The organism is Variovorax boronicumulans (assembly GCF_040544675.1).
Lineage (GTDB): Bacteria > Pseudomonadota > Gammaproteobacteria > Burkholderiales > Burkholderiaceae_C > Variovorax > Variovorax boronicumulans_D.
On the sequence record NZ_JBEPKK010000026.1, the window covers coordinates 1 to 22,187 of the forward strand.

At 67.9% G+C, this 22,187-nt stretch carries 25 protein-coding genes and 1 pseudogene; 6 read left to right on the forward strand and 20 right to left on the reverse strand.

The genetic code is table 11. The features are described 5' to 3' along the window. Nucleotides 1-290: autotransporter domain-containing protein (locus tag ABIC90_RS26545; RefSeq protein ID WP_354359592.1), on the forward strand; the 290-nt coding region annotated here is incomplete at its 5' end. Nucleotides 291-484: 194 nt separating this feature from the next. Here ABIC90_RS26545 and ABIC90_RS26550 read toward each other — a convergent pair. The 6 genes from ABIC90_RS26550 to ABIC90_RS26575 form a co-directional block, all read right to left on the reverse strand. Beyond that, nucleotides 485-694, reverse strand: a complete 210-nt coding sequence (locus ABIC90_RS26550) for a DUF3606 domain-containing protein (RefSeq protein WP_354359594.1) — start codon at nt 692-694, stop codon at nt 485-487. A 28-nt stretch (nt 695-722) separates the two neighbouring features. Further along, nucleotides 723-1,514 carry an exodeoxyribonuclease III gene (locus ABIC90_RS26555; RefSeq protein ID WP_354359596.1) on the reverse strand — a complete coding sequence of 264 codons (792 nt, stop codon included), beginning with the start codon at nt 1,512-1,514 and terminating at the stop codon, nt 723-725. Between the two features lie 13 nt (nt 1,515-1,527). Continuing rightward, on the reverse strand, nt 1,528-1,959 hold the full coding sequence (locus ABIC90_RS26560; RefSeq protein WP_354359598.1) for a low affinity iron permease family protein: 432 nt from the start codon (nt 1,957-1,959) through the stop codon (nt 1,528-1,530). A 30-nt stretch (nt 1,960-1,989) separates the two neighbouring features. Continuing rightward, nucleotides 1,990-2,298 carry a hypothetical protein gene (locus tag ABIC90_RS26565; protein ID WP_354359600.1) on the reverse strand — a complete coding sequence of 103 codons (309 nt, stop codon included), beginning with the start codon at nt 2,296-2,298 and terminating at the stop codon, nt 1,990-1,992. A gap of 502 nt (nt 2,299-2,800) precedes the next feature. Next, nucleotides 2,801-3,826: a Bug family tripartite tricarboxylate transporter substrate binding protein gene (locus tag ABIC90_RS26570; protein WP_354359602.1), complete on the reverse strand. Its 1,026-nt coding sequence runs from the start codon at nt 3,824-3,826 to the stop codon at nt 2,801-2,803. A gap of 52 nt (nt 3,827-3,878) precedes the next feature. Continuing rightward, the gene (locus tag ABIC90_RS26575; protein ID WP_354359604.1) at nt 3,879-4,370 is read right to left on the reverse strand and encodes a DUF3237 domain-containing protein; all 492 of its coding nucleotides are present in this window, start codon (nt 4,368-4,370) and stop codon (nt 3,879-3,881) included. Nucleotides 4,371-4,441: 71 nt separating this feature from the next. On the opposite strand from ABIC90_RS26575, the gene ABIC90_RS26580 reads away from it, so the two are divergent. Further along, nucleotides 4,442-5,233: a helix-turn-helix transcriptional regulator gene (locus tag ABIC90_RS26580; RefSeq protein WP_354359606.1), complete on the forward strand. Its 792-nt coding sequence runs from the start codon at nt 4,442-4,444 to the stop codon at nt 5,231-5,233. Here the strand turns inward: ABIC90_RS26580 and ABIC90_RS26585 are convergent. After that, a complete protein-coding gene (locus tag ABIC90_RS26585; protein WP_354359608.1) occupies nt 5,199-5,630 on the reverse strand; it encodes a DUF2934 domain-containing protein in 432 nt (143 codons plus the stop codon). The genes ABIC90_RS26580 and ABIC90_RS26585 overlap by 35 nt on opposite strands. A gap of 345 nt (nt 5,631-5,975) precedes the next feature. On the opposite strand from ABIC90_RS26585, the gene ABIC90_RS26590 reads away from it, so the two are divergent. Both ABIC90_RS26590 and ABIC90_RS26595 read left to right on the forward strand, forming a co-directional pair. After that, complete coding sequence (locus ABIC90_RS26590) at nt 5,976-6,440, forward strand: hypothetical protein (RefSeq protein WP_354359610.1); 465 nt, start codon at nt 5,976-5,978, stop codon at nt 6,438-6,440. A 13-nt stretch (nt 6,441-6,453) separates the two neighbouring features. Beyond that, on the forward strand, nt 6,454-6,771 hold the full coding sequence (locus ABIC90_RS26595) for a hypothetical protein (protein ID WP_354359612.1): 318 nt from the start codon (nt 6,454-6,456) through the stop codon (nt 6,769-6,771). A 55-nt stretch (nt 6,772-6,826) separates the two neighbouring features. Here the strand turns inward: ABIC90_RS26595 and ABIC90_RS26600 are convergent, their stop codons facing one another. The 3 genes from ABIC90_RS26600 to ABIC90_RS26610 form a co-directional block, all read right to left on the reverse strand. Beyond that, entirely contained in the window at nt 6,827-7,936 is a 1,110-nt protein-coding gene (locus ABIC90_RS26600; protein WP_354359614.1) for an extracellular catalytic domain type 1 short-chain-length polyhydroxyalkanoate depolymerase, read from the reverse strand. A gap of 26 nt (nt 7,937-7,962) precedes the next feature. Further along, a complete protein-coding gene (locus ABIC90_RS26605; RefSeq protein ID WP_354359616.1) occupies nt 7,963-8,388 on the reverse strand; it encodes a CopG family transcriptional regulator in 426 nt (141 codons plus the stop codon). A 100-nt stretch (nt 8,389-8,488) separates the two neighbouring features. After that, complete coding sequence (locus tag ABIC90_RS26610; protein WP_354359618.1) at nt 8,489-9,031, reverse strand: MarR family winged helix-turn-helix transcriptional regulator; 543 nt, start codon at nt 9,029-9,031, stop codon at nt 8,489-8,491. 191 nt (nt 9,032-9,222) lie between these two features. On the opposite strand from ABIC90_RS26610, the gene ABIC90_RS26615 reads away from it, so the two are divergent. Next, entirely contained in the window at nt 9,223-10,212 is a 990-nt protein-coding gene (locus ABIC90_RS26615; RefSeq protein WP_354359620.1) for a tripartite tricarboxylate transporter substrate-binding protein, read from the forward strand. Between the two features lie 43 nt (nt 10,213-10,255). Here ABIC90_RS26615 and ABIC90_RS26620 read toward each other — a convergent pair whose 3' ends face one another. The 6 genes from ABIC90_RS26620 to ABIC90_RS26645 form a co-directional block, all read right to left on the reverse strand. After that, a complete protein-coding gene (locus tag ABIC90_RS26620; RefSeq protein ID WP_354359622.1) occupies nt 10,256-10,801 on the reverse strand; it encodes an Rrf2 family transcriptional regulator in 546 nt (181 codons plus the stop codon). 22 nt (nt 10,802-10,823) lie between these two features. Then, nucleotides 10,824-11,522 (reverse strand): Bax inhibitor-1/YccA family protein, encoded by a 699-nt coding sequence (locus ABIC90_RS26625; protein ID WP_354359624.1) that lies wholly within the window; start codon nt 11,520-11,522, stop codon nt 10,824-10,826. Between the two features lie 152 nt (nt 11,523-11,674). Next, nucleotides 11,675-12,049 (reverse strand): hypothetical protein, encoded by a 375-nt coding sequence (locus ABIC90_RS26630; protein ID WP_354359626.1) that lies wholly within the window; start codon nt 12,047-12,049, stop codon nt 11,675-11,677. 82 nt (nt 12,050-12,131) lie between these two features. Next, complete coding sequence (yccS, locus tag ABIC90_RS26635; RefSeq protein ID WP_354359628.1) at nt 12,132-14,357, reverse strand: YccS family putative transporter; 2,226 nt, start codon at nt 14,355-14,357, stop codon at nt 12,132-12,134. 56 nt (nt 14,358-14,413) lie between these two features. Next, nucleotides 14,414-15,121 carry a response regulator gene (locus ABIC90_RS26640; RefSeq protein WP_354359630.1) on the reverse strand — a complete coding sequence of 236 codons (708 nt, stop codon included), beginning with the start codon at nt 15,119-15,121 and terminating at the stop codon, nt 14,414-14,416. Then, complete coding sequence (locus ABIC90_RS26645) at nt 15,118-16,776, reverse strand: ATP-binding protein (protein ID WP_354359632.1); 1,659 nt, start codon at nt 16,774-16,776, stop codon at nt 15,118-15,120. Before ABIC90_RS26645 ends, ABIC90_RS26640 begins: the two co-directional genes overlap by 4 nt. 186 nt (nt 16,777-16,962) lie before the next feature. On the opposite strand from ABIC90_RS26645, the gene ABIC90_RS26650 reads away from it, so the two are divergent. Next, the gene (locus ABIC90_RS26650) at nt 16,963-17,256 is read left to right on the forward strand and encodes a hypothetical protein (RefSeq protein ID WP_354359634.1); all 294 of its coding nucleotides are present in this window, start codon (nt 16,963-16,965) and stop codon (nt 17,254-17,256) included. A gap of 253 nt (nt 17,257-17,509) precedes the next feature. Here ABIC90_RS26650 and ABIC90_RS26655 read toward each other — a convergent pair. The 4 genes and pseudogenes from ABIC90_RS26655 to ABIC90_RS26670 form a co-directional block, all read right to left on the reverse strand. Further along, nucleotides 17,510-17,923: pseudogene (locus tag ABIC90_RS26655) on the reverse strand (winged helix-turn-helix domain-containing protein); the annotation flags it as partial. A 7-nt stretch (nt 17,924-17,930) separates the two neighbouring features. After that, nucleotides 17,931-18,458: a response regulator gene (locus tag ABIC90_RS26660; protein ID WP_354359638.1), complete on the reverse strand. Its 528-nt coding sequence runs from the start codon at nt 18,456-18,458 to the stop codon at nt 17,931-17,933. Between the two features lie 16 nt (nt 18,459-18,474). Beyond that, the gene (gene bamA, locus ABIC90_RS26665) at nt 18,475-20,877 is read right to left on the reverse strand and encodes an outer membrane protein assembly factor BamA (RefSeq protein ID WP_354359640.1); all 2,403 of its coding nucleotides are present in this window, start codon (nt 20,875-20,877) and stop codon (nt 18,475-18,477) included. Nucleotides 20,878-20,952: 75 nt separating this feature from the next. Next, the gene (locus ABIC90_RS26670; protein WP_354359642.1) at nt 20,953-21,642 is read right to left on the reverse strand and encodes a nuclease-related domain-containing protein; all 690 of its coding nucleotides are present in this window, start codon (nt 21,640-21,642) and stop codon (nt 20,953-20,955) included. Nucleotides 21,643-22,187 lie beyond the last annotated feature (545 nt).

A 22,187-nucleotide genomic window follows, 5' to 3' on the forward strand; every position in this document is an offset into this window, starting at 1 on the left:
TGAAGGGCGAGATCGCCACGGGCCTGGGCACGCTGCAGCCGTACGGCCGCTTCAACCTCTACAAGGCCAGCGGCGGTGCCGATGTGGCCCGCTTCGTCGGAGCAGCCGGCAGCACCGACATCACGGGCCGCACGGGTTCGACCACGGCCGAGCTGGCCGGCGGCCTCACGCTGGCGCTGAGCGAGACGACCAGCGTCTACGGCGAGATCGGCAAGCTGTGGGCCGCGGGCGGCGCGACGGATGTGAAGTCGTCCGTGCAGGGCTCGATCGGGTTGCGCATGAAGTGGTGAGAGCCCGCCGCGCCATCCATTGATTCTTGACGCGGCGCGGTGTCGGGCTGACGGCCGCTCGCTGATGAAGAAGTGATGCCCTTTTGCGGATGTCCTCATGGCGCTGACGAGGCGTGATTTGCGAACATCGAAACAATCTGGGTCTGTTGGGCAAGGACTGGTTCACCAACCTTCGATGCCCACAGCCATCAACTTCAGGGAGCTGCTTCACCCGCCGTATCCGCATTGGTTGAACTGCGGCTGCCCTTCAGATAAAGCTCCACATCGGCCGCCTTGTCGCCGACCTTCGCGATCGCTTGCGACAGCTGCTCGTCGGTAACGTCGAATTCCCTCGTATAGCGCGCGACGTCAGCGGCATTGTTCTGATCGATACGGGGTGTGGATGCATCGGATGTGTTGGCCATGTTTTTCCTTGGTTGAGAGATGCCGGTGTCAGGTTCGCGCGACCCTCGGAACGTCGAGCTTGATCCAGGCCGGCGCATGGTCGCTGGCCCCGGTACGCCCACGCACGTTCCGGTCGACGCCAGCGCTGCGCAGCAGCGGCGAGAGTTCGGCGTTCAGCAGCAGGTGATCGATGCGAAGCCCGGCATCGCGCGGATAGCGATTGCGCCAGTACGTCCAGAAGGTGAAGGGCGCACGCTCGGGATGGCAGGCGCGCATCGCATCGGTCCAGCCTTGCGTCAGCAGTTGCGCGAAGGCCGCACGGCTGTCGGGTTGCAGGAGCGCATCGTCGCGCCACGACGCCGGGTTGTAGATGTCGGCATCGGTCGGCACGACGTTGTAGTCGCCCGCCAGCACCACCGGCATGCCGCTCGCAAAGAGCCTCTTCGCATGCTTGTTGAAGGCGTCGAACCACTGCAGCTTGTAGTCGAACTTCGGCCCGGGCTGCGGATTGCCGTTCGGCAGGTAGAGGCAGCCCACCACGACCCCGCCGACGACCGCTTCGAGATAGCGGCTTTGCGTGTCGCCCTCCATGCCCGGCAGGCCGCGCCCCGTTTCGATCGGCTCGCGGCCGCGCGCAAGAATGGCCACGCCGTTCCAGGCGCGCTGCCCGTGCGCGACAACGCCGTAGCCCGCGCCGCGGATGGCATCGAGCGGCAGCTTGGCGTCCGGAGACTTGAGCTCCTGCAGGCAGGCCACGTCGGGCTTCGACTCGGAAAGCCATTCGAGCAGGCGGTCCAGCCGGCTGTTGATGCCGTTGACGTTGAATGTGGCGATCTTCATGTCGGGCATGCCATCAGCCGTCGCTCTTGCCCATGTCCTGGGTTTCGTGTCCGCGCCTGCGGCGTTCGGCGCGGGTCCGTTCGAGCGCGGCGTGGCTCGTCCTGGCCGCTGCTTCGCAGCGCTCGTGCAGCGCAATCAGTTCATGGTCGGTGAGCTTCTCGATGCCCATGAATTCGTCATGTGCGTTGGAGGAGCGGATCAATTCGTCCAGCTTCGTCTGCAGCGCCGTACCGTCGCGGTTCTGGGTGTTCTGGATCAGGAACACCATGAGAAAGGTGACGATGGTGGTGCCCGTATTGATCACCAGCTGCCAGGTTTCCGAGAAGCCGAAGAAGGGCCCGGCCACTGCCCATGCGATGACCACGGCCACGCACACCAGGAAGGTAAAGGGGCTTCCCGCGACATGCGCCATCTTGTTGGCGAAGGAGGCGAACAGGCGATCCATGAATGAACTGCTCCGCGCGGCTCGGCGGTATCAGGCGTCTTCGTCGTCCTCGCGGTCCGCGCCGCTGTCGTCCGCAAGCTTTGCGGCGTCGGCTGCGTCGGGATCATCGACGGCGGTGGACGCCTCATGCGCCGCGTCCGGAAACACGCCGACGCGATCAGGAAGGATGTCCGAATCGTTGGGCTCCTCGATCCCTGCCTCCGCGGATGCGCGGTCGGTGCCCGTGCCTGCGGCATCGCTGCCGCTGTCGCTGGAATCGCTGGGTCCGAGGCTCTCTTCATCGGTCCCCTTGGGGTCGATCGGCGGGCGTGCGCCGCCCAGGATGCTGCTGGTTGCCATGCTTGTGTCCTTGCGTCTGAAAATTGCGGGAATGAGGGCGAGGCCTACTGAGGGGGCGGCTTGGCTGGCGCGCTCCCGCCTTGGCCTCCGGCGCTGTTCCTGGACCGCGTCGACGCTTTGCCAGAAGACGACCGCGCCGGGCCTACGTTGGTGGGAGAGTTCGTCGTCTGTGAGCGGCTGTTCACCGTGTCCTTGTCGGTCACGATTTTTCCGCTGTCTCCGAATCCCGCGGTGGGCGGGCGGGACGCAGGTGCCTTCTGCGCATCGCTTGTTGGTGGCGGTACGGAACCCTTGGGGTTGCCCGCTGACTGTGCGGCCGCCGCGAATGCGAGGCCCGCCGCGAAGACGAAAAGGGCGGCGTTACGGCCTGTCCTGAGCTGGAGCGATGGGATGTTCATGAAGGAACATTTGATCCAACAGCTTCGCTCTCGCGTAGGAGCAATTCAGCATTGGCTGTATGCGCATGGAGCAGTTGCCATTTCGGCGCCTCGGCCGCCTGCGATCAATCCGCCTTGAAGCCCGTCGCCGCAACCACCTTGCCCCAGCTCACCGTGTCCGCGGCGATCACGCGGGCGAACTCCTGCGACGTGGTGCCGGTGACACCGAAGCCGGCATCCTCCAGCTTGGCCTTGCCCTCTGCCGACTGCACGGCCTTGCGAATGTCGGCCTCCAGCCGGGCGATGACCTCGGGCGGCGTGCGGGCCGGCGCGACGATGCCGAACCACGAGTTGAAGGCCAGCTGCGGGTAGCCCTGCTCCTTGAAGGTCGGCACGTCGGGCAGGCTGGCGCTGCGCTTCTCGCCGCTGGAGGCCAGCGCCAGCAGCTTGCCCCCTTTGACGTTGGCGGCCGACAGGCCCACGCTCGCGAAGCTGCCCGCCACGTCGCCGCTGAACAAACCGCCCAGTGCATCGCCGGTGGTCTTGTAGTGCACCGGTTCCGGCTTGAGGCCGATGGCGTCGCCGAAGAGGAAGGCTCCGAAGTGACCCGGCGTGCCCGCGCCGAAGGTGCCCATGAACAAGCCCTTTTGCGCCCGGCTCCATTCCACGAACTGCTTCACGTCACGCGCCGGCACCTTCGCGGGGTTGACCACCAGCATGAAGTCGGAGGTGACCACCTGGCTCACCGGAATGAAGTCCTTCTTCGGGTCGTAGGACAGCTTGTTGTAGCTGCTGGGCGCAATGGCCAGCTGGCCAGTCTCGCCGAGCATGATCGTGTAGCCGTCGGGCTGGGCGCGCGCCACTTCCGCTGCGGCGATCAGCCCCGCGGCGCCGGGCTTGTTGTCGACGATGACGCCCAGGTTGCCCCACCCCTCGGACAGCTTCTGCGCCAGCAGGCGCGCCACGATGTCCGGGCCGCTGCCGGCCGGAAACCCGACGACCATGCGCACAGGCCGGTTGGGGTACGCGGAGGAGGCCGCCTGGGCGAGCGCTTGCGATGCCCAGGACATGCTCCAGAGGCCGATCAGCGTGGTGGTGGTGGCGGCGATGAGCGCGCGGCGGCGCGCACCGGTGGCGATGGCGGTCGTCATGAAGGTCTCCTGCTTGTGTTGAAACGGGGCACGGCGCTGGCGCCATCGATGATCACTGCAGCGCGAAGAAGCGCATCACGACCTGCGTGGGGTGGCGCACGCCGACCCCCACGAACAGTCGCTCGGTGATCCATTGCAGGGCCGGGCTGCGCGTCTCGAAGGAGGGCGCGCAACGAAAGTAAACCTGCGCCGGGTCGACGGGGACGCCGCGCATCAGTTGCGCCATCACCTCGGCGGGCGCGGTGCGCATCGCACGGTTGCGCACGTAGATGCGGTCGCCCGCATCGGTCTCCAGGCCGTAGCGGGCGTCGAGCTCCGAAACCGTGTCGCTGGCGATGCGCTGAAAATCGGCGCCCCCTGGCAGCACGCGCCCGGTCCAGCCGTCGCCCGTGGCATGGCCGCCCACGATGGGCACCACGCGGCGCAGCCCCTGTGCGCCTTCGCCCAGCACCAGCGGCTCGCCGACTTCGACCGACACATCGGCAAACCACACCAGGCGGGGCGCGGCAAGCGGATCGTTGTTCTCTGGGAGGTGGGAAGCCATGGCCTAGCGTAAGTCCGGTGGCAGCGCAGCACTGTCATCCCGGAAGATGACGGGATTCCCCGTATTGCCCCATGCGCACCTGGATTCCCGATCTGCCCGCCCCGAATGCCGATGCGCCCTTGGCGCAGTGCCTGCCGGCGGTGGTGCGTGCGCTCGGCGAGCCGGCCTTCGGCGTTCGGCTGCTGGAGGCCATGGCGTCGGCATTGCCGGTGGGATCGTTCTCGGTGTACCGCACGGGCGCGCGGCCTGCCATTTTTCTGAGCGGCAGCCGCGGCATGCCCGATACCACCCGGGACTGCTGGCGCGCTTACCTCTCAGGCCCGATCCGAAGCGACCGCACCTTGCGCGAGGCGAGCGCGCCGCAGCTGCGCGTGTGCCACATCACCGCGCACGAGGTGCCGCCGGAGCACCGTGCCAAGGTGTACGACGCCCATGGCGTGATGGAGCGAGTGTCGGTGGTCGAAGAGGAGCCCTCTGCCTGCGACGACGCGCTGTTCGCGGTCAATTTCTACAGGCACACCCATCAGCGGGCCTTGAGCGATGCGCAACTGGCCGACTTCGGCTCCGCCGGGCGCCTGCTGATGGCGCTGGCGCGCAAGCATGTGGCGCTCACGAACGCGGACATGGCCGACGACCTGGGCTCCCGGCTGCTGGCGTGCTGCCCGGCGCTGACCGCGCAGGAACTCAACGTCTGCCTTCGGCTGCTGCGCGGCATGACCCAGGATGGCATCGCCGCGGACATGGGCCTCGCGCTGCCCACCGTCAAGACCTACAGGAACCGCGCTTTCGGGCGGCTCGGGATTCACTTTCGCAGTGAGTTGTTTGCGCTCATGTTGCCGGAGCGTCAGGCCCCGGCCTGCTGATCCCGGAGCGACGGTCTATTTCCGCTTCGGCTTCGAGCCAGTCTTCGGCCTCGTGCCCGGACACGCTGCCCCGACGCTCGTAGGCCTCGTACGCCGCGCGGCGAATCTTCTCTTCGCGTGACGCGGTGTCCTGTGCAGTCGCCTGGTCGGCGAGGTCGCGGTTGGTTTCGGGTGTCAGGTCTTCGGTGAGGCCGAATGCGGCGGAATCGTCTTGCGCGGTGCTCTCCACGCTTTTTTGCCGATCCTGCATGCGCTCGCCGGGCGCGGGGCCGGACACGTCGGCGCCCGCCGCGTTCTTCTTGCCGGTGAAGCTTTCGCCTCCGCCGATGTTGTCCACACCGCCGCTGGTGGTCGGACGGGTTCCGTCGCCGGAACGGCTAGCTTGTCTGTCGCTCATTTCATGCTCCTTGGTCAGAGGGTCTGGCTTTGGGTTGGGCTTGCTGACCCGGCGATCAGACTCGGTTCAGGATGGCTCGCACAACGTAGGAGCATTTCCGCATCGGCTGTCTGTGGATGGAGCGGGCAGGGCGGCTCGGCAGCACCCATACCGGGTGCGCAAGAAGGCGACCGTTCCGCCGGTTTCCTTTGGCCTACAAAAGATGCCCATCCCACCCGACACCGCGATCAGGCGCGGCGCTTCCAAATGTCTGTTTGATGCGGCGAATAAGTGATCGTGCAAGCCGCAAGCCGCAAGCCGATCAACCAGGCAAACGCGCGCCGGCCTTCCTGCAGGAACAAGAAAATGACCGACATCCTCACGCCCAAGCAAAGACTGGCCGCGTCCCGCGCCGCGCTTCTGGTCGCCATGGGCTACAAGCCCGTCGGCACCGTGCCCCGTACCTTCGAACAGGCGGATGAGCGTGTAGAGAAACGCGCGACGGTGCTCGACAGGGCGGAGAGCAGGATCGGCCGAAGCGTGGTCGGCCGCTGGTGGCGCCGCAGCCACTTGAGTACGGTCGCCGAAATCGGGCATCCGTTTCTTCAGAACTACGCCGCCAGCCACCCGGTCAAGCTGGTCGCCTATGCCGCGGGCACCGGGTCGCTGATCGTGCTGGTCAGGCCCTGGCGGCTGCTGTCGCTCGGAATGGTCGCCGGCTTGCTGATGCGAAGCACGGACATCTCCGGCTTTCTGTCCGACTGCCTGGTCCCCGAGCTGGGCGACACCGACGGTCCGCGCGACGATTTTCTGGACACACCGCTCAGATAGGAAGGAGACCGCGATGCAAGCAATGAAGCCCATGAAGGGCATGGCGCCGATGACCCCTATGACCCCTATGAGCGAGCCCGACCGGAGCTGGTGGCCCAGCGGGCTGTCCAACCCCTCGAGCACCGGCGGCCAGAACGGCGTGCGGTACGCCTTTTTCCCCGATCAACGCCGGCTGGTGGTGGAGCAGGACGGCAAGGTGCGGCAGTACGACACCGGCACCCATCGGATTTCGGGCGTGAGCCAGCAACAGCAGAACGCGGAGGGCGGTGCGCCCACGTTCGCGAGCCAGGACGGGCCTGTGAATCTGTCCTCGCTCAAGCAGGTCGGCTGAGCGAGGCTACCGGCAACTCAAGGTGCTGCGCGGCAAGACAGCGCGCGGCCGCTGGTCATTCGCTCGCCGCTCCGTCCAACCGATGCGCCAGGAAGAAGCGAAGCATCTCGCGGCTGGCATCGACACCGTCCGGTTGCGTGTAGCTGCCTTGCGCGCTGCCGCCCGACCATGCGTGGCCGGCCGAATGAAGGCGCCAGTGCTCGGCATCGGCGTGGCCCGCGGACGCCGGATACAGCGTTCGCGTGAAGCGACGGCCCGAGGAAGACCGGCCTTCGCTGGCTTGCCCTGGCGTGGCGCCCGCCAGGATCGCCAGACCGTTGCTGACATGGACGGTGGTGTCCGCGTCCCCATGAAAAACAATGGTGGGCCGCGAGAGCGCCCCAGCCTCCGCACGCGCGGCCGGTGCCCCGGTTCGCATCGCGTTCAGCGCCGACATCATGTCGTGCGCCGCGCCATGCGCAAGGCCGGAATGAACGCCGATCGCCGCGTAGATGTCCGGATAGCAGTGGCCCAGCACGTCCGCCATCGCACCGCCCGCCGACAGGCCCGCCGCATACACGCGTTGAAGGTCGGCTTGCTGTTGCGCGGCGATGTGCTGGGTGAGGGCGGCCAGCAGCGCCGGCTCGCCGCGCCCGCGTTGCTGATGCTGCGTCTTGAACCAGTTCCAGCATTTCTGGCCGTTCGCCCTCTGCGCCTGTTCAGGGTAGAGAACGATCGCCCCGTGCTCGCGCGCGAGTTTGTTCATGCGCGTGCCGGTCGCGAAGTCCGCTGCGCCCTGGGTGCAGCCGTGCAGCATCACGACCAGCGGCCTCGGGGTTGCCGGCTGTCCGGTTGCAGCTGCCGGCACGAAGAGCCTGTAGTCGAGCGTGCGGCCCTGGTGGGTGAATGTGCCTTGGGTCCACTGCTCGGCTGTTTGCGGCTCGGTCGTGTCCGATTGGCGTGGCGAGGGCGCCGCGCGTTCGACCTCGATCACCTGGGCTTCGACGTCGATCACGTCGATCGCATCGGCTCCGGCCATCGGCGATGCAGGGGTTACAGGCGCGCCCGGCCATTGCCCGGCCCCACCTTGCAGTGCGCGCTGGATCGCTTCGGTGGCTTCGGCCAGGCGGCCGTGGCGCGTGAGTTGGGCGGCTTCGTTCATCAGGCCGGAAAAAAGTGGATTCATTGGGTGCTTCAGGTGGTGCAGCAGTGCTAGCGGATGCGTCCCGCGAGCGCGGCCTTGACGGCCGGCGAGGCGTGGAGGGCCCCGAGCACGGTCACCGATTCGATGACCGCGCTGGCGAGGGACGGCGTGACGTCGGGCGCGATGACCGCCAGGCCCAGCACGCGGATCTGCAGCGTCTGGCCCGCGGCGCGCACGGCCTCCAGGTCGGCAGCCGAAAAGCTCTGCAATCCGAGCACGAGCATCTTGCGCGACGCGGCCTGGCGCAGCACCTCGGTGTGCGACGCCAGGTGCGTGCGGACGGCGGTGCGGATGAAGTCCGTGCGGTTCGAATAGAAGCCCTCGGCCACCAGCAGGTCGATGTGGCCCAGGTCGACGAAGCCCATGTTGATGGTGATCTTCTCGGACTCCGGGGTCTTGGCAGCAGCAGGCGGGGGAGGGGATTTGGCTGGCATGGGCCATCCTATCACCATCCGTATGGATGGTATAGAGATGGTTATTGGATGGTTTTTACTGGACCGAAGTGTGGAAGGCGATGCGCAAAACGCGCCGCGCTCAGCCCCGCTCCGGCCACCGATGCCGCGTCCCGCCCGCGCGCCGGTCGGCCTTTTCCACGACCGCGCCCTGAGCGATCAGTTCGCTCCCGCGATGCTCCAGGTGCTGCAGGCACTGCAGAAAAATCTCGATATGCGCCGGCGGAAGGCCCGCCAGCAGGTCGGTGTTCAACCCTGCAATGCGCGGAAACAGCTTGCCGAAGAGTTGCACGCCCGAGGCGCTCAGGCGCACATGCACCTCGCGCCGGTCGAGTGAATCCTGGCGGCGCTCCACCAGCTGTTTCTCGACCAGGCTGCGCAGTCCGCGCGAGGTGCGCACGCGGTCCAGGTGCAGATGCAGGGCCAGCGTCGAGGACGTGATCTCGCCCTCCTGCGCGAGCGTGGCGATCATTCCCCACTCGCGGCGCGTGATGCCGAAACCGCCCTCGACCATGCGTGTCGCCATGCCGTTGCCGGCGCGCATGGCGCGCGACAGGCGGTACATCAGCAGGTCGTTGAGGGAGCTTGGCGCGCGCAGTGCGTCTGCGTCGGGAAAGGCTTGCATACGAATGGATTAACCGGGGGCGGGAGTGTGGCCCGCTCGCCTCGGCAGGCGGGTGATGGATTAGATCAATCGTTGGCGCGTCCGTATAACCCGGTAACAAATTTGCACGAAAAGCAACAACTGCACGGCGGCCGATTCTCGCCGTGGAATCGTCGCGCGTGCCGTTCCGCACAACGCCCGCAGGAGATCCCATGTCCGCATTTTTTTACCGGCGAAAGCTCATGGCCTGGGGTCTCGCCCTGGCCGCTTGCGCTCCCTTGCTGCACACCGCCGCCCACGCCCAGGCGCCCGCACTGGACGGCCCGCTCACGCTCGTGGTCGGCTACGCGCCTGGCGGCAGCACCGACCGCATGGCGCGCCTGATCGCCGAGCGCCTCAGTCCCCGGCTCGGCGTGCCGGTCACTGTTGAAAACCGTGTCGGCGAAGGCGGCCGGCTGGCAGCCAAGCAGATCAAGCGTGCCGCGCCCGGCGAGAACGTGCTGATGCTCGGCAACCCGGCCGTGATGGTGATCGCGCCGCTGGTGATCAAGGACGCCGGCTACGACCCCGAAAAGGATTTCGTGCCGGTCGCGCAGGTCAGCAGCTACGACTTTGCGCTGGCCGTCGGCAACAAGCTGCAGCTGGACCGCGCGATGTTTTTGGTGGGCCGGCTCTGGGCGCATCCGGAAGAGGCGGTCTTCGGCGTGCCCGCCACCGGCAGCCTGCCTCACTTCTTCGGGCTGATGGTGGGCGATGCACTGAGCGTGCAGCCGCAGATCAAGGGCTACGGCGGCTCGGCGCCGCTCGCGGCGGACCTGAGCGGCGGCTCGCTGCCGATTGCGATCGACACGCTGGACTCGCTGTACGCCCAGCACCTGGCCGGCAAGATCCGCATCCTGGCCGTCTCGGGCAAGAAGCGCGTGGGCTTCGCGCCCTCGCTGCCCACCTTCCGTGAGGCCGGCATGAAGATCGATGCCGACGGCTGGAACACCTTCTTCGCGCCGAGCACCATGCCGCAGCCCAAGGTGCAGTTGCTGGCCGGCAAGATCCACGAGGTCATGCAGGACCCGGGGCTGCAGAAGGCCGCCAATGCGCTCTACATCACCCCGGTCGCCAGCACCGCCGCGGAGACGGCGCAGATGCTCAAGGCCTATCGCCAGCAGTGGGAGCCGGTGGTGCGCCGCTCGGGCTTCGCGCCCTGAGCTGAACACCTCCGCCTGCCCGGCCGCGCGACGGTATTGCCAGCTAGCTGGCGCGCTGCTGGCGCCGGCCCAGTGCGAACACCGAGTTCGGCGCATCGACCACGAAGGGCTTGCGCGCGGGCGTTCCCACGACGGTGGCCCGGCGGCTGGCGGCCGCGCTGGTCGATGGCTGCACGCCCTTGGCCTTCTGCTCGTCGACCAGGCTTTGCAGAGAGATCGATTTCAGGAACTCGACGGCCCGCAGGTTGACCGAGGCCCAGAGCTCGTCGACCTCGCAGCGGCCGCTGTCGTCCGCACCGTCGCCGGCGCGGCGGCGGGTGGTTTCGGTGCCGTGGTCCTCGATGGACAGAACGATGTCCGCCACGCTGATGAGCGCGGCCTTGCGGCTGAGCGAATAGCCGCCGCCCGGACCGCGCGTGGATTCGACCAGGTCGTTGCGGCGCAGCTTGGCGAACAGCAGTTCCAGGTACGACAGCGAGACCCGCTGGCGCAGGCTGATCGAGGCCAGCGTGACCGGGCCCGAGCGGCCGTGCAGTGCGATGTCGATCATCGCGGTGACCGCGAAGCGGCCCTTGGTGGTGAGGCGCATGGAAAGATTCCCTTCGTAAGCGTTACTCGTCCTTGCCGCCGCCCATGCCCAGGAGGGCCAGGAGCGCCTGGAACACGTTGTAGATGCTGAGGTAGACGCCCAGCGTGGCGGAGATGTAGTTGGTCTCCAGGCCGTCCCTCACGCGCTTGAGGTCGTGCAGGATGAAGGCCGAGAAGATGCCGATGGCCGCAACCGCCAGCGTCATCATCAGCGCGCTCGACTGGATGAAGAAGTTGGCGATGCCGGCCACCAGCAGCAGGATGGCGCCGATGAAGAGCCACTTGCCCATGGCCGACAGGTCGCGCTTGATGACCGACGACAGCGTCGCCATGCCCAGGAAGATCGCGCCGGTGCCGGCGAAGGCCGTCATCACCAGGTTCGCGCCGTTCGACAGACCCAGCACCGAGCCCACGAGGCGCGAGAGCATCAGCCCCATGAAGAAGGTGAAGGCCAGCAGCACCGGCACGCCGGCCGCCGAGTTCTTGGTCTTCTCGATGGCGTACATGAAGCCGAAGGCGCCGCCGAGGAACACCATGAGGCCGATGCCCGGCGACATGGCGCGCGCCAGGCCCGTGGACACGCCGATCCAGGCGCCGAGCACGGTGGGCACCATCGACAGCGCGAGCAGCCAGTAGGTGTTGCGAAGAACGCGGTTGCGTTCCTGGGCCGACGCGATCGGTGCGTCGAAGCCGGGGTGGTAGGTGGGTTGACCGTTGTTCATTCTGATTCCTTGATCGAGCATCCCGATGCAGTCGGGACGCGGTATTTGTGGGGGGGTGCGGTGAGTTCGCGATGCGCGCGGATGCCGGAATGCGGCGATCCGACAGGATCGGCGAAGGCGGAAGCCGCAAGGCTCCGCGTCGAGGCGGAGCCTCAGGCGACCAGGGCGGAGCCGCGTGGTGGCCGCTTGGGCCGATCGAGGAGCGGTGAGAGCGCCGGCGTCAGCGCAAGGCCGCGCGGCTGTTGTGCGAGCAGCAGTTGAGCCGCCACGGGGTGCCGGGCATCGAGCAGTTCGACATGTTCGGAGCCGGCTTCGTCATGCGAAGGCAGTTCGTCCGCCAGGTTCATGGCGTCGCTCACGAATGCATCGGAGAACGACATGCTGGCTGTGGTGCAGGTTTGCGCTTCGGCGACCGCGTGTGCGGTGTGACCCGCATGTCCAGCGCCCATCAGGCCCTGCGCGAACACGGCAAGGCCGTAGCAGGACAACATGAGGGTGAGGACGGTAGCGGCGAACCAGCGTGACATGAAGTCGCGATTTTACCCGGCGCGCCCCGGCCGGTTTCCGAATGGGGCGCATTGCCCTGTAGGAGGGCCGGACGTTTCAGCTTTACAGAGCCACGGCCGCCGCATCGTCCCCGGGCTGCAGCCACTCGCGTGCATGCTCGCGCAGGGCGTCGATCTGCAGCCAGACCAGGGCCAGTTCGGTGTGGAAGGTGCGCTCCTGCGCGCCCGCGTCGCCGGGCGGCGCCAAGGCCTCGGCCAAGGCCGCGCGCACGGCGGGTTCCGAGGCGGCCTCGCCCGCGATCGCGCCGCTTTCCAGCCCGCCCGCCAGCGATTCGAGCGCCGCCGCCGCGCCTTCGGCCGCGTCGCGCAGCACCGCCAGGTGCGGCGACTCGGGCAGCGCGGCGCGATGCGCGCCCAGCGCCGACAGGTAACTCAGCAACGTGTGCGAGCGGATCAGAAAGCGCAGCGCGATGCCCGCGCGAGGCCGCACATAGCCCGGCTCGCGGAACATGTCCGACACCGCCGTGGAAAGCGCGGCATCGGCGTTGTGGTCGTTGCGCCGCGCCAGCCGGTAGTCCAGGTGGTCGCGCGGCCCGGTGCGGTACTGCTCCACGATCCTGCGCAGGTAGCCCGCATGGCCGCGCATGGCCGTGGCCGCCAGGTCGTTGATGCGGCGCGCCTGCCAGTGCGGCAGCACCAGCAGCACGGCCAGGCCTGCAATGGCGCTGCCGATGGCGGTGTCGACCAGCCGCGGCACCAGTAGGAGGCCGCTGTCGCCCACCTGGTTGAAGCACATCAGCACCAGCAGGGTCATCGCCGCCGTCGCGAGCAGGTAGCGGGTGGCGCGGGTCGCGAAGAACAGCACGCCCGCCGCCACCGCGATCACCGACTGCACCAGCGGCTGCGGAAACAGCTGCAGCAGCGCCCAGCCCGCGACCACGCCCAGGGCGGTGCCGGCCACGCGCTGGCCCATGCGGGAGATGGTGTCGCCGTAGGTCTGCTGGCAGACGAACAGCGTGGTCAGCAGGATCCAGTAGCCCTGCGCGGGGTGGATGGCCTGCATCACGCCGTAGCCCGCGGCCAGCGCGATCGCCAGCCGCAGCGCATGGCGAAAGAGCGGCGAGCGCGGCGTGAGCTGCCGCCGCACGCGCTCGACCGCATCCCGCCACGAGCGCGGCGAGCGATTGAACAGGCCCATCTCGGTACGGCCTGCGCGCGCCGACGGCTGGCTCGCACCGGCCAGCTGGCCGTCCAGCTGCGCGAGGTTGCGCGCCAGCGCCTCCACCGAAGCCAGCAGTGCCAGCCGGTGCGGCGTGGCCGCGCGCGCCCGTTCGTGTTCGATGGCGCCGCGCAGGTCGGCGAGCGCCTGCACGGTTTCCTCGCCGACCTCGAAGGGCTCGCGCCGCGCGATGGAGCCGGCCAGCCGCTGGCAGGCCAGGCCCTGCAGGCCCAGCACGCGCTGGCAGCGGTACAGCAGGTCGCTGTGGAAGAAGGCGTCGGCCAGCGCGTTGTAGTCGTCGTGCGAGGAGCTCGCGCGTTCGTGCACGTCCTGCGCGATCAGGTAGAGCCCGCGGTAGCGCGAGATGCGCCCCGTCGGCGCCCGCGCGCCGATGCGGCGGAAGATGCTTTCCTTGGCCGCATTCAGTTCGGTCACCACCTCGGCGTTGAGCTGCGCGAGCGACAGGCGCTTCTGTTCGATGTCGATGCCCCGCAGCGGCTCGAACAGCGATGCCTTGAAGCGCACGAAGTTGCCAAGCACGGAGAACAGCGTGACCAGCCGCGCCTGCACCGGCTGCGCCGGAAAGGCCGCGCACCAGAGCACCGAGAACACGCCGTACCACGCCGCACCGGCCAGCAGCAGCAGGGGCTCGCGTCCGCGCGCCGCAGCCAGCGCGCCCGGGCCGTGGCTGTGCGCCGCCTGGTTCTCGATGCCGAGCGTGGCGTACATCGCCAGGATCAGCGTCGCATAGGCGATGGCCTTGTAGCGCGCTTCCACCGCCCCCAGCATCGTGAGCCAGAACGCGGCAAAGGCCAGTCCCGCGATGAACAGCACCTGCCGGCCGAACAGCGCCTCGACCGAGAACGACATCGCCGCGAAGCACGCGAGCGTGACCAGCTGCGCGCGCAAGCGCCCGCGCCAGCTGTCGTCGGTTTCGGCCAGCGCGCTGGCAATCGCGCCCAGGAACAGCGGGATCACCGCATCGGGATGCCCCGTGTAGCCGCACACCGCCATCAGGCTGCCGAGGGTGAGAAGAATGCGCAGCGGCTGGGCGCGGGAAGCAAAGGACTGCAGGTGCTGGCGCAGCGAATCGGGAGACAGGGGAAGCATGCGGGCAATCTTGCACGATGCATGCCACGGCCATCGCGCATGTCCGGCGGCCGGGTTCAGGCCGGCGCGGGCGCCTCCCACGCAAACCCCACCCCGTACACCGAGCGGATCCAGTCGTGCGAAGGCGTCACCGCGCCCAGCTTGCGGCGCAGGTTCTTCACGTGGCTGTCGATGGCGCGCTCGGTCACGTCCACCGTGTCGTCGTAGGCCAGCTCGAGCAGGCGGGCGCGCGAGAAGATGCGCCCCGGGTGCCGCGACAGCACCTGGAGCAGCCCGAACTCGCGGCGTGTCAGGTTCAGCGGCGTGCCTTCGAGCGAGGCGCGCCAGTGCACGTCGTCCAGCAGCAGGCCCGGCATGCCGCCGGACGCATCCGGGCGCGGGGCCTGCCCCGGCACGCTGCCCGGCACCGTGCGCCTGAGCACGGCGCGCACCCGCGCCACCAGCTCCCGCGGCGAAAAAGGCTTGCACACGTAGTCGTCGGCGCCCAGCTCCAGGCCGAGCAGCCGGTCGACCTCTTCGATGCGCGCGGTCAGCATGATGATCGGATGCGCGGTGTGCTCGCGCGCGCGGCGCAGCACCTCGATGCCGTCCATGCGCGGCAGCATGATGTCCAGCAGCGTCAGGTCGGGCGGGGAGGCGAGGATGCTTTCGAGCGCGCTCTGGCCGTCGGTGAAGTGTTCGGTTTCGTAGCCCGTGTGGCGCAGGTAGTCCTGGACCACGGAGGCGATGTCGAGTTCGTCCTCGACGACGACGATGCGTGTCATGCGGATGCTGCCAAGGGAAGGGTGATGGTCATGCGCAACCCGCCCAGCGGCGAGGGCGCGGCTTCGATGCTGCCGCCGTGCGCTTCGATGGAGGCCCGGCAGATCGACAGGCCCAGCCCCGAGCCGCCGAGTGCGCGGCTGCGCGAGCTGTCGCCGCGGAACAGGCGGTCGAAGAGGCGCGGCAGTTCTTCTTCGGACACGCCGGGCGCGCTGTCGTCGAACACCAGCGTGAGGCAGTTGCCGGTCCATGCGCCTTCCACCGCCACCTCGATGCGCAACGCGCCGCCTGCATCGGTGTAGGCCAGGGTGTTCTCCAGCAGGTTCATGAAGACCTGGTGCAGCCGGTGCGCGTCGCCGTCCACCACCGGCTGCGCCGCGGCGCCGACCCCGTCGACGGCGCGGCGGTCCACCGCGATGCCGCGCTGCGCAAAGCGGTCGCGCGTGTGGTCCAGCGCCTCCTTGAGGAGCGACAGCGGAAACACCGTGGCCGTGACCCCGTCGTTCTGGGGCTCGCGCATGCTGCTGCGCAGGTCGTCCACCAGCTGGCCGAGCCGGATCACCTGCCGGTGCATGCGCATCGCGGTGCGCTCGTCGAAAGTGCGCACGCCGTCCTGCAGCGCCTCGATCTCCGCGCGCATGGCCGCCAGCGGCGTGCGCAGTTCGTGCGCCGCATCGGCCAGCCACGCGCGCCGCGAGGCCTCGACCTTGTCCAGGCGCTGCGCCATGTCGTTGAAGGTCTTGCCCAGCAGGGCGAGCTCGTCCGAACCCTCAACCACCACGCGCGTGGACAGCCGACCGCGCGCCACGTCCTGCGCGGCCTGCGTGAGTTCGTCGATGGGCTTGAACCAGCGGCGCGCCAGCAGCCACGACAGCACCAGCGCAAAGGCCAGTCCGCACAGGCCGGTGAGGGCGATCACGCCGGACTGGCGTGCCAGGAAGGCGCGGTCGGCCTCGCTCTCCAGGCCTTCCACCGGCGCCAGCGCCAGATAGCCGACGACGACGCGCCCGCGCCGTATCGGCAGGCGCGCGGCGTTCTCCCGGTCGATGTTGGCCCCGACCACCAGTTGGCCCTGCGCGTCGAGCACGGCCAGGCGCCGGTAGATCGAATCGGGCGCGCCGCGCGGATCGGGAAAGAACCAGGGCGACGGCGGCAGGCCGAAGCGCCGCGGCAGCAGGTCGAGCTGCTGCGATGGAAAGGAGGGTGACGAGAACTGCGAGGAAGCCGGCGCCGATGGCATCGCGCCGCCGTCGGAGCCGGCAGCGGCGCCGGCGCCGCCAGCGCCACCAGCACCGCCATCGGCTCGGCCGTTGTCCTCGGCTCTGCCGTTGCCTTCGGGGCGACGCTCATACCAGGGCGGCAGCCGCCGGTCATCGGGGCTGGACGCGCCGTCCAGCACGATCGCCATCTGGCCCATCTGCAGCCGGTGCCATGCCTCGTCGTTGTCGCGCAGCTTCTTCCAGTCGCCGTTGGCGGCGTAGTGCTTGAGCAGCAGTTGCGCGAGCCAGTCCATGCGCCGGATCTCGATCTCGGCCACGTAGGCGCCCAGTCCCCGCTGCAGCGCAACGATGGAGAAGCCCGCAAAACTGAGCAGCAGCACGATCAGCAAGGCGGCCAGCGCCAGGAAGATCTTGCGGGAGAGGGTCAGACGCGGCATGGGCTCGGGGCAGGCATGGCCGCATTCTGCGACATGCGTTTCGGGCAGGCGGGCGTCATAGGCAGCCTCCGATCATGGCGGCGAAATGTGGAGGAATCTGGGAGGAAATTGGCGGGGCGGCCCTCCGCCGCGCCCGTTTCGGGTTCTTCGGGTTTCTCCATCATTTCTCCCGATTCGGATCGCACGATGCACGCCATGAAACCGGCCACGCATCGACCCTCCAGAAAAGTGTTCCACGTCGTCGCGGCCGCTGCGCTCGCATGGGCGAGCCCCGGGTATTGCGCGCCCGCGCTGTCGGTGTGGTCGTGGATGGACCTGCAGTCCGACGCCGGCGTCGACATGCTGCTGATGCTGCTGACGGCGCTGTTCTGGGTGGTCACGCATGTCTGGACGCTGCTGGTGGTCTGGGCCGAGGCGCGCGCGACCCGTGCGGCCCGTGCGTCCCATGCGGTGCAGGGCGCACCCGACGCGGAGGGCTGATCTTGCGGTTCGCGCGGCCCATGCGCTTCATCACGCAGCCTCGCCCCGCGGCATGGATGCTCCACGAGACGAGCCGCCCACGTGCCGCCAGGCGTTCGCGGGGGCAGTGCCTCATGGGGCTCCTGGCCTTTGGCGGATTGGCGCTCGGCATCCTCATCGCCGTCCGTAATCCCGGCGCCGAAGGCCATGGCGGCGCGATGCGCAGCGCGGGCCTCTCCACCCTCGCGCCGATCATGGACACCGGCGGCCCGCCTCAGTCCGGACGTTCCGAAAAGCTGAAGCCCACGCCGTAGATCGAACGAATCCAGTCGTGCGCGGGCGATGCGGCCGAGAGTTTCCGTCGCAGGTTCTTGATGTGCCCGTCGACCGCGCGCTCGTTCACCTCCAGCGCTTCGGGGAACGCCACTTCGAGCAGTCTGGATCGCGCGAACACCCGGCCCGGCTCGCGCGAAAGCGCGCGCAGCAGCAGGAGTTCGCGGCGGGTGAGCGCCAGTGCGTGCCCGTCCAGGCTCGCACCGCCGTAGGCGTCGGCGAAAGCCACGCAAGCCGAAGGCGATGTCGACGCCCCTTCGCGCTGCGCGTGGCGCCGCAGCACCGTGTGCACGCGCGCCACCACCTCGCGCGGCGAGAAGGGCTTGCACACATAGTCGTCGGCCCCCAGGTCAAGGGCCTGTTCACACTATGCAAGGGGTCGCGTTGCTTCGCAAAGGGGCTGACTGCAAGGCGACCGTGCGCAGCAAGGCTGGAGCCTTGCAAGCGCGGGCAACGCCGCAGACGGCCCCTTTGCGAAGCAACCCGAAGGGAAGCTCGCTAAAGCGCGCCCCTCGGCGTTGCGCTCCTTGTGCGTGCGGGCGCACGCACGGCGTCACGCGCATTGATGGGCGCGCTTTAGCGAGCTTCGCGACCCCTTGCATAGTGTGAACAGGCCCTCGCCCCCGCAGCCGGTCGGTCTCGTGCGAGCGCGCCGTCAGCATGATGATCGGATGGTCGCTGTGCGCGCGCACCTTCTCCAGCACCTGGAGCCCGTCGATCTGCGGCAGCACCACGTCCAGCAGGGTGAGCGCCGGCGGCGAACTCAGAATGCGGTCGATCGCCGCCGCGCCGTCCTCGATCTGCTCCACCTCGTGGCCGGCGTTGCGCAGATGGACCAGCAGCACCGAGGCGATGTCGCGCCCGTCTTCGACCAGAAGAATGCGGCTCATGGCGTGGGCTCGCCGGTCAAAAGGACGTGCCGATCTGAAACTGGAAGCGCTGCGTGCGGTCCGCCGCGATGCCGTTGGCGGTGTCTTCCTTCTGGTAGGCGAGCGGCACCGCATAGGCCAGCCGCAGCGGCCCCAGCGGCGAGATCCAGCTGATGCCGAGGCCCGCCGATGCACGCAGTCGGTTCTGGGCCTTCCATTGCGCGTCGGTCATGCTGGCCGTGCGCTCGGAAAACACGTTGCCCGCATCCAGAAAGCTGTAGAGCCGAAGCGACCGGTCGTTGCCCGCGCCCGGAAAGGGCGTGCTGAACTCCATGTTGAAGATCGCGCGGCGTGTGCCGCCCAGCGCGCCGCCGGTGACCGCGTCGACCGGTCCGAGCGAGTTCTGCTCGAAGCCGCGTATCGAGCCCAGCCCGCCCGCATAGAAGTTCTTGAAGATCGGATAGGCCGTGCCGCCCAGCGCCTTCGCATAGCCGAGCTGGCCGTTGATGGCCAGCGTGTACTGCTTGGACAGCGCGAAGTACTGCTGGTACTGGTAGTCGGACTTCAGATAGCGCAGCGTGCTGCCCACGCCCACTTCGAGGTTCGCGCGCTGCAGGCGGCCGGTGGTCGGCACCAGCGCGCTGTCGCGGTCGTCGCGGGACCACCCCACCGTTGCGGGAATGCCCACCACGTTCCTGCCCGCGCACACCACGCTGGGCGCGGTGCCGGTGCACTGGAAGTAGTCCAGGTAGGCCTGCGGCGTGGCGGTGTACACGTAGGAGCCGTCGACCAGCGTGTACGAGCCGTTGGTGCCGGGCGTGAACGAATAGCGCTCCACCCCCAGGCCCAGGAACACGGTGTCCAGCTCGCCCAGCGGCAGGCCGAAGCGCACCGAGCCGCCGTCGCTCGCGAGCTTGTAGTTGCCGTCGGCCTCGTAGTAGGGCCGCGTCGTGGTGTGGAACACGTTGATCGTGCGCGAGATGCCGTCCTTGGTGAAGTACGGGTCGGTGGCGGTGAGCGAGATCGAGCGGTTGTACGAGCTGGTGTTCACCTGCAGCCCGAGGTAGTTGCCCGAGCCGAACACGTTCTCCTGCGTGATGCCGAAGGACAGCGAGATCTTGTCGGTCGACGAATAGCCCGCACCCAGTTGCAGCGAACCGGTGGGCTTTTCGGCCACGTTCACGTTCAGGTCGATCTGGTCGTTGGAGCCGGGAACTTCGACGGTCTCCACGTTCACCTCGGTAAAGAAGCCCAGCCGGTCGACGCGGTCGCGCGAGAGCCTGATCTTGTTGCCGTCGTACCAGGCACCTTCGTACTGCCGGAACTCGCGGCGGATGACTTCGTCGCGCGTTCTCGCATTGCCGCCGATGTTCAGGCGCCGCACATAGACGCGCCGTGCGGGCTCCGCCTTCAGCACCATCGCGACGCGGTTGTGGGCGCGGTCGATTTCAGGCTCGGCCTTCACGCGTGCGAACGCATGGCCGAAGGTGCCGAAATAGTCGGTGAAGGCCTTGGTGGTCGCCGTCACGTCGTCGCCGTTGTAGGGCGCGCCGGGGCGGATCGTCACCAGGGTCTTGAACTCGTCCTCGCGGCCGAAGTAGTTGCCTTCGAGCCTCACGCCGGAGACGGCGAATTTCTCGCCCTCGGTGATGTTGACGGTGAGCTCCAGCTGTTGCCGGTCGGGCGAGATGGCGACCTGCGTGGAGTCGATCCGAAATTCGAGGTAGCCGCGCGTGAGGTAGTAGGCGCGCAGCGTCTCCAGGTCGGCGTTTAGCTTGCTGCGCGAATACTGGTTCGACTTGGTGTACCAGGCGAGCCAGCCGCCGCTGTCCTGGTCGAAGAGGTCGAGCAGGGTGCTCTCGCTGTAGGCCTTGTTGCCGACCACGCGCACGCGCTCGATGCGCGCCGGCTCGCCCTCGGTCACGGTGAAGCTGAGGTTGACGCGGTTGCTCTCCAGCGGCGTGACGGTGGTGACCACCTGCGCGTTGTAGAGGCTGCGGCTCACGTACTGACGCTTGAGCTCCTGCTCGGCGCGGTCGGCCAGCGCCTTGTCGTAGGGCCGGCCTTCGGCCAGGCCGATTTCGCGCAGTGCTTTTTGCAACGCGGCCTTGTCGAATTCTTTTGTGCCGACGAAATCGACGTCCGCAACGGTCGGTCGCTCTTCGACGATGACCACGAGCACATCGCCGTTGACGTCCAGGCGCACGTCCTTGAAGAGGCCGAGCTCGAACAGCGCGCGGATGGCGGCGCTGCCGCGGTCGTCGCTGTAGCTGTCGCCGGCCCTGATGCCCAGGGTCGAGAAGATGGTGCCGGGCTCGACGCGTTGCAGCCCTTCGAGCCGGATGTCTCGGACGGTGAACGGGTCGGCGGCCCGTGCCGGCAGAGCAGCCATCGAGAGGAGCAATGCAGCGATGGCCGCAAGAGACTTCGGAGGGATCATTTCTGCATGGTCCCTTGCAATGTCGGAGAAATATGGGACGCCCTGTGGCTCTCTCCGCCATGCAACCTGTTTGCGTTATTGCATTCCCGGCACCCCCACGGCGCCCGTCGCACCCATGACATCCAGGCCGCCCGCCGCGGGCCAGCCCAGGGGGGCGCGTTCGCTTCTGTCGCGGCAGTTCTGCAGATGCGTTTCGATGGACAGGTCGCCCTGGATGTCGAGCAGGCGTTGCACGGTGCGATCGACCGCTTGGGCATCGAGCAGCGGATAGTTGCGTGCGGTGCGCCCGTTGTTGCGCACCAGCCTTGCGATGTAGGGCAGGTCTTGCTGCGTGATGACCGCGGCGGGCATGACACCCTCCAGTTCCACGCCTTCGCAGGGCAGCAGAACGAAGTACTGCAGGCGCAGGTCGTCCAGCAGCAGGGCGCGCAGCTGCGTGGTCTTGCGGCCGCCTTGCCAGGCGGGGTCTTTCACTTCGCGCGCCCTCGTGCATCCGTTCAGGCGCAGGAACCAGCGCGGAGGGGCTTCGGCAAATTTCTTCCTGTAGACGAAGGCGTTGCGCCACGCCTTGATCTCGAAAAGATAGACGCCGGTTTCGCACACGATCACCGCGTCGATGCGTGCGGTGGGCACTGCGCATCCGGGGGGCATGGGAATGATGAGATTGCGAAGAATGCGCAGGTGTGAAAACGCCGGGGTGAATGCAGTGGCCAGCTGTTGCACACCCAGGGATGTGGCGACTGTGCTTTGCAAAACGATGGTCATGTCGTACTCCTTCGGATAACGGGAGCATTGCTTGGCTTTTGGGAGACTTTTAGTACGGGCTTGTGGCGCGTGCTCTTTGGTGAGGGCACCCGGTATGCGGTGGGGGCCGGCGAGCCCTGCTGTGCCGGCCCTTCGGGCTTCCCTGCGGTGCTCGCGGTTCGCGGGGTCTCGCAGAACTCGCTTCGCTCAGACAGCTGCGAGCCCTGATCCGCGAACCGCTGCGCTCCTCGGCGGCACAGAAGGGCTCGCCGGCCCCCACCGCATACCGGGCGCCGTCGTGGCGTTGATGTTGTCGGCTTCGCTCCCGACCCTCTTCCAAAGGAAGAGAGTGAACGACAAGCCGCGGGCCTCAACGAAGTGTGATCAACGACTGCTCTGACCACGGTGATGGGGGTTGTGGTTTCGGGTGGCCGTTGAGGCACCGCCGAGCAGCGCAGCGACGGGCGGATCAGGGCTCGCAGCTGTTTGAGGTTCTATGTTTTTTGCAAGTCGCTTTTAGGCATCAACCGGGCAGGATCAAACGACTGCGTGCCCTTCCAGACGGC

Excerpts from the sequence above, each read along its gene's own strand:
- ABIC90_RS26550 (WP_354359594.1), bottom strand. The coding sequence starts at position 694 with ATGGCCAACACATCCGATGCATCCACACCCCGTATCGATCAGAACAAT.
- ABIC90_RS26555 (WP_354359596.1), bottom strand. The coding sequence starts at position 1,514 with ATGAAGATCGCCACATTCAACGTCAACGGCATCAACAGCCGGCTGGAC.
- ABIC90_RS26560 (WP_354359598.1), bottom strand. The coding sequence starts at position 1,959 with ATGGATCGCCTGTTCGCCTCCTTCGCCAACAAGATGGCGCATGTCGCG.
- ABIC90_RS26565 (WP_354359600.1), bottom strand. The coding sequence starts at position 2,298 with ATGGCAACCAGCAGCATCCTGGGCGGCGCACGCCCGCCGATCGACCCC.
- ABIC90_RS26570 (WP_354359602.1), bottom strand. The coding sequence starts at position 3,826 with ATGACGACCGCCATCGCCACCGGTGCGCGCCGCCGCGCGCTCATCGCC.
- ABIC90_RS26575 (WP_354359604.1), bottom strand. The coding sequence starts at position 4,370 with ATGGCTTCCCACCTCCCAGAGAACAACGATCCGCTTGCCGCGCCCCGC.
- ABIC90_RS26580 (WP_354359606.1), top strand. The coding sequence starts at position 4,442 with ATGCGCACCTGGATTCCCGATCTGCCCGCCCCGAATGCCGATGCGCCC.
- ABIC90_RS26585 (WP_354359608.1), bottom strand. The coding sequence starts at position 5,630 with ATGAGCGACAGACAAGCTAGCCGTTCCGGCGACGGAACCCGTCCGACC.
- ABIC90_RS26590 (WP_354359610.1), top strand. The coding sequence starts at position 5,976 with ATGACCGACATCCTCACGCCCAAGCAAAGACTGGCCGCGTCCCGCGCC.
- ABIC90_RS26595 (WP_354359612.1), top strand. The coding sequence starts at position 6,454 with ATGCAAGCAATGAAGCCCATGAAGGGCATGGCGCCGATGACCCCTATG.
- ABIC90_RS26600 (WP_354359614.1), bottom strand. The coding sequence starts at position 7,936 with ATGAATCCACTTTTTTCCGGCCTGATGAACGAAGCCGCCCAACTCACG.
- ABIC90_RS26605 (WP_354359616.1), bottom strand. The coding sequence starts at position 8,388 with ATGCCAGCCAAATCCCCTCCCCCGCCTGCTGCTGCCAAGACCCCGGAG.
- ABIC90_RS26610 (WP_354359618.1), bottom strand. The coding sequence starts at position 9,031 with ATGCAAGCCTTTCCCGACGCAGACGCACTGCGCGCGCCAAGCTCCCTC.
- ABIC90_RS26615 (WP_354359620.1), top strand. The coding sequence starts at position 9,223 with ATGTCCGCATTTTTTTACCGGCGAAAGCTCATGGCCTGGGGTCTCGCC.
- ABIC90_RS26620 (WP_354359622.1), bottom strand. The coding sequence starts at position 10,801 with ATGCGCCTCACCACCAAGGGCCGCTTCGCGGTCACCGCGATGATCGAC.
- ABIC90_RS26625 (WP_354359624.1), bottom strand. The coding sequence starts at position 11,522 with ATGAACAACGGTCAACCCACCTACCACCCCGGCTTCGACGCACCGATC.
- ABIC90_RS26630 (WP_354359626.1), bottom strand. The coding sequence starts at position 12,049 with ATGTCACGCTGGTTCGCCGCTACCGTCCTCACCCTCATGTTGTCCTGC.
- yccS (WP_354359628.1), bottom strand. The coding sequence starts at position 14,357 with ATGCTTCCCCTGTCTCCCGATTCGCTGCGCCAGCACCTGCAGTCCTTT.
- ABIC90_RS26640 (WP_354359630.1), bottom strand. The coding sequence starts at position 15,121 with ATGACACGCATCGTCGTCGTCGAGGACGAACTCGACATCGCCTCCGTG.
- ABIC90_RS26645 (WP_354359632.1), bottom strand. The coding sequence starts at position 16,776 with ATGCCGCGTCTGACCCTCTCCCGCAAGATCTTCCTGGCGCTGGCCGCC.
- ABIC90_RS26650 (WP_354359634.1), top strand. The coding sequence starts at position 16,963 with ATGCACGCCATGAAACCGGCCACGCATCGACCCTCCAGAAAAGTGTTC.
- ABIC90_RS26660 (WP_354359638.1), bottom strand. The coding sequence starts at position 18,458 with ATGAGCCGCATTCTTCTGGTCGAAGACGGGCGCGACATCGCCTCGGTG.
- bamA (WP_354359640.1), bottom strand. The coding sequence starts at position 20,877 with ATGATCCCTCCGAAGTCTCTTGCGGCCATCGCTGCATTGCTCCTCTCG.
- ABIC90_RS26670 (WP_354359642.1), bottom strand. The coding sequence starts at position 21,642 with ATGACCATCGTTTTGCAAAGCACAGTCGCCACATCCCTGGGTGTGCAA.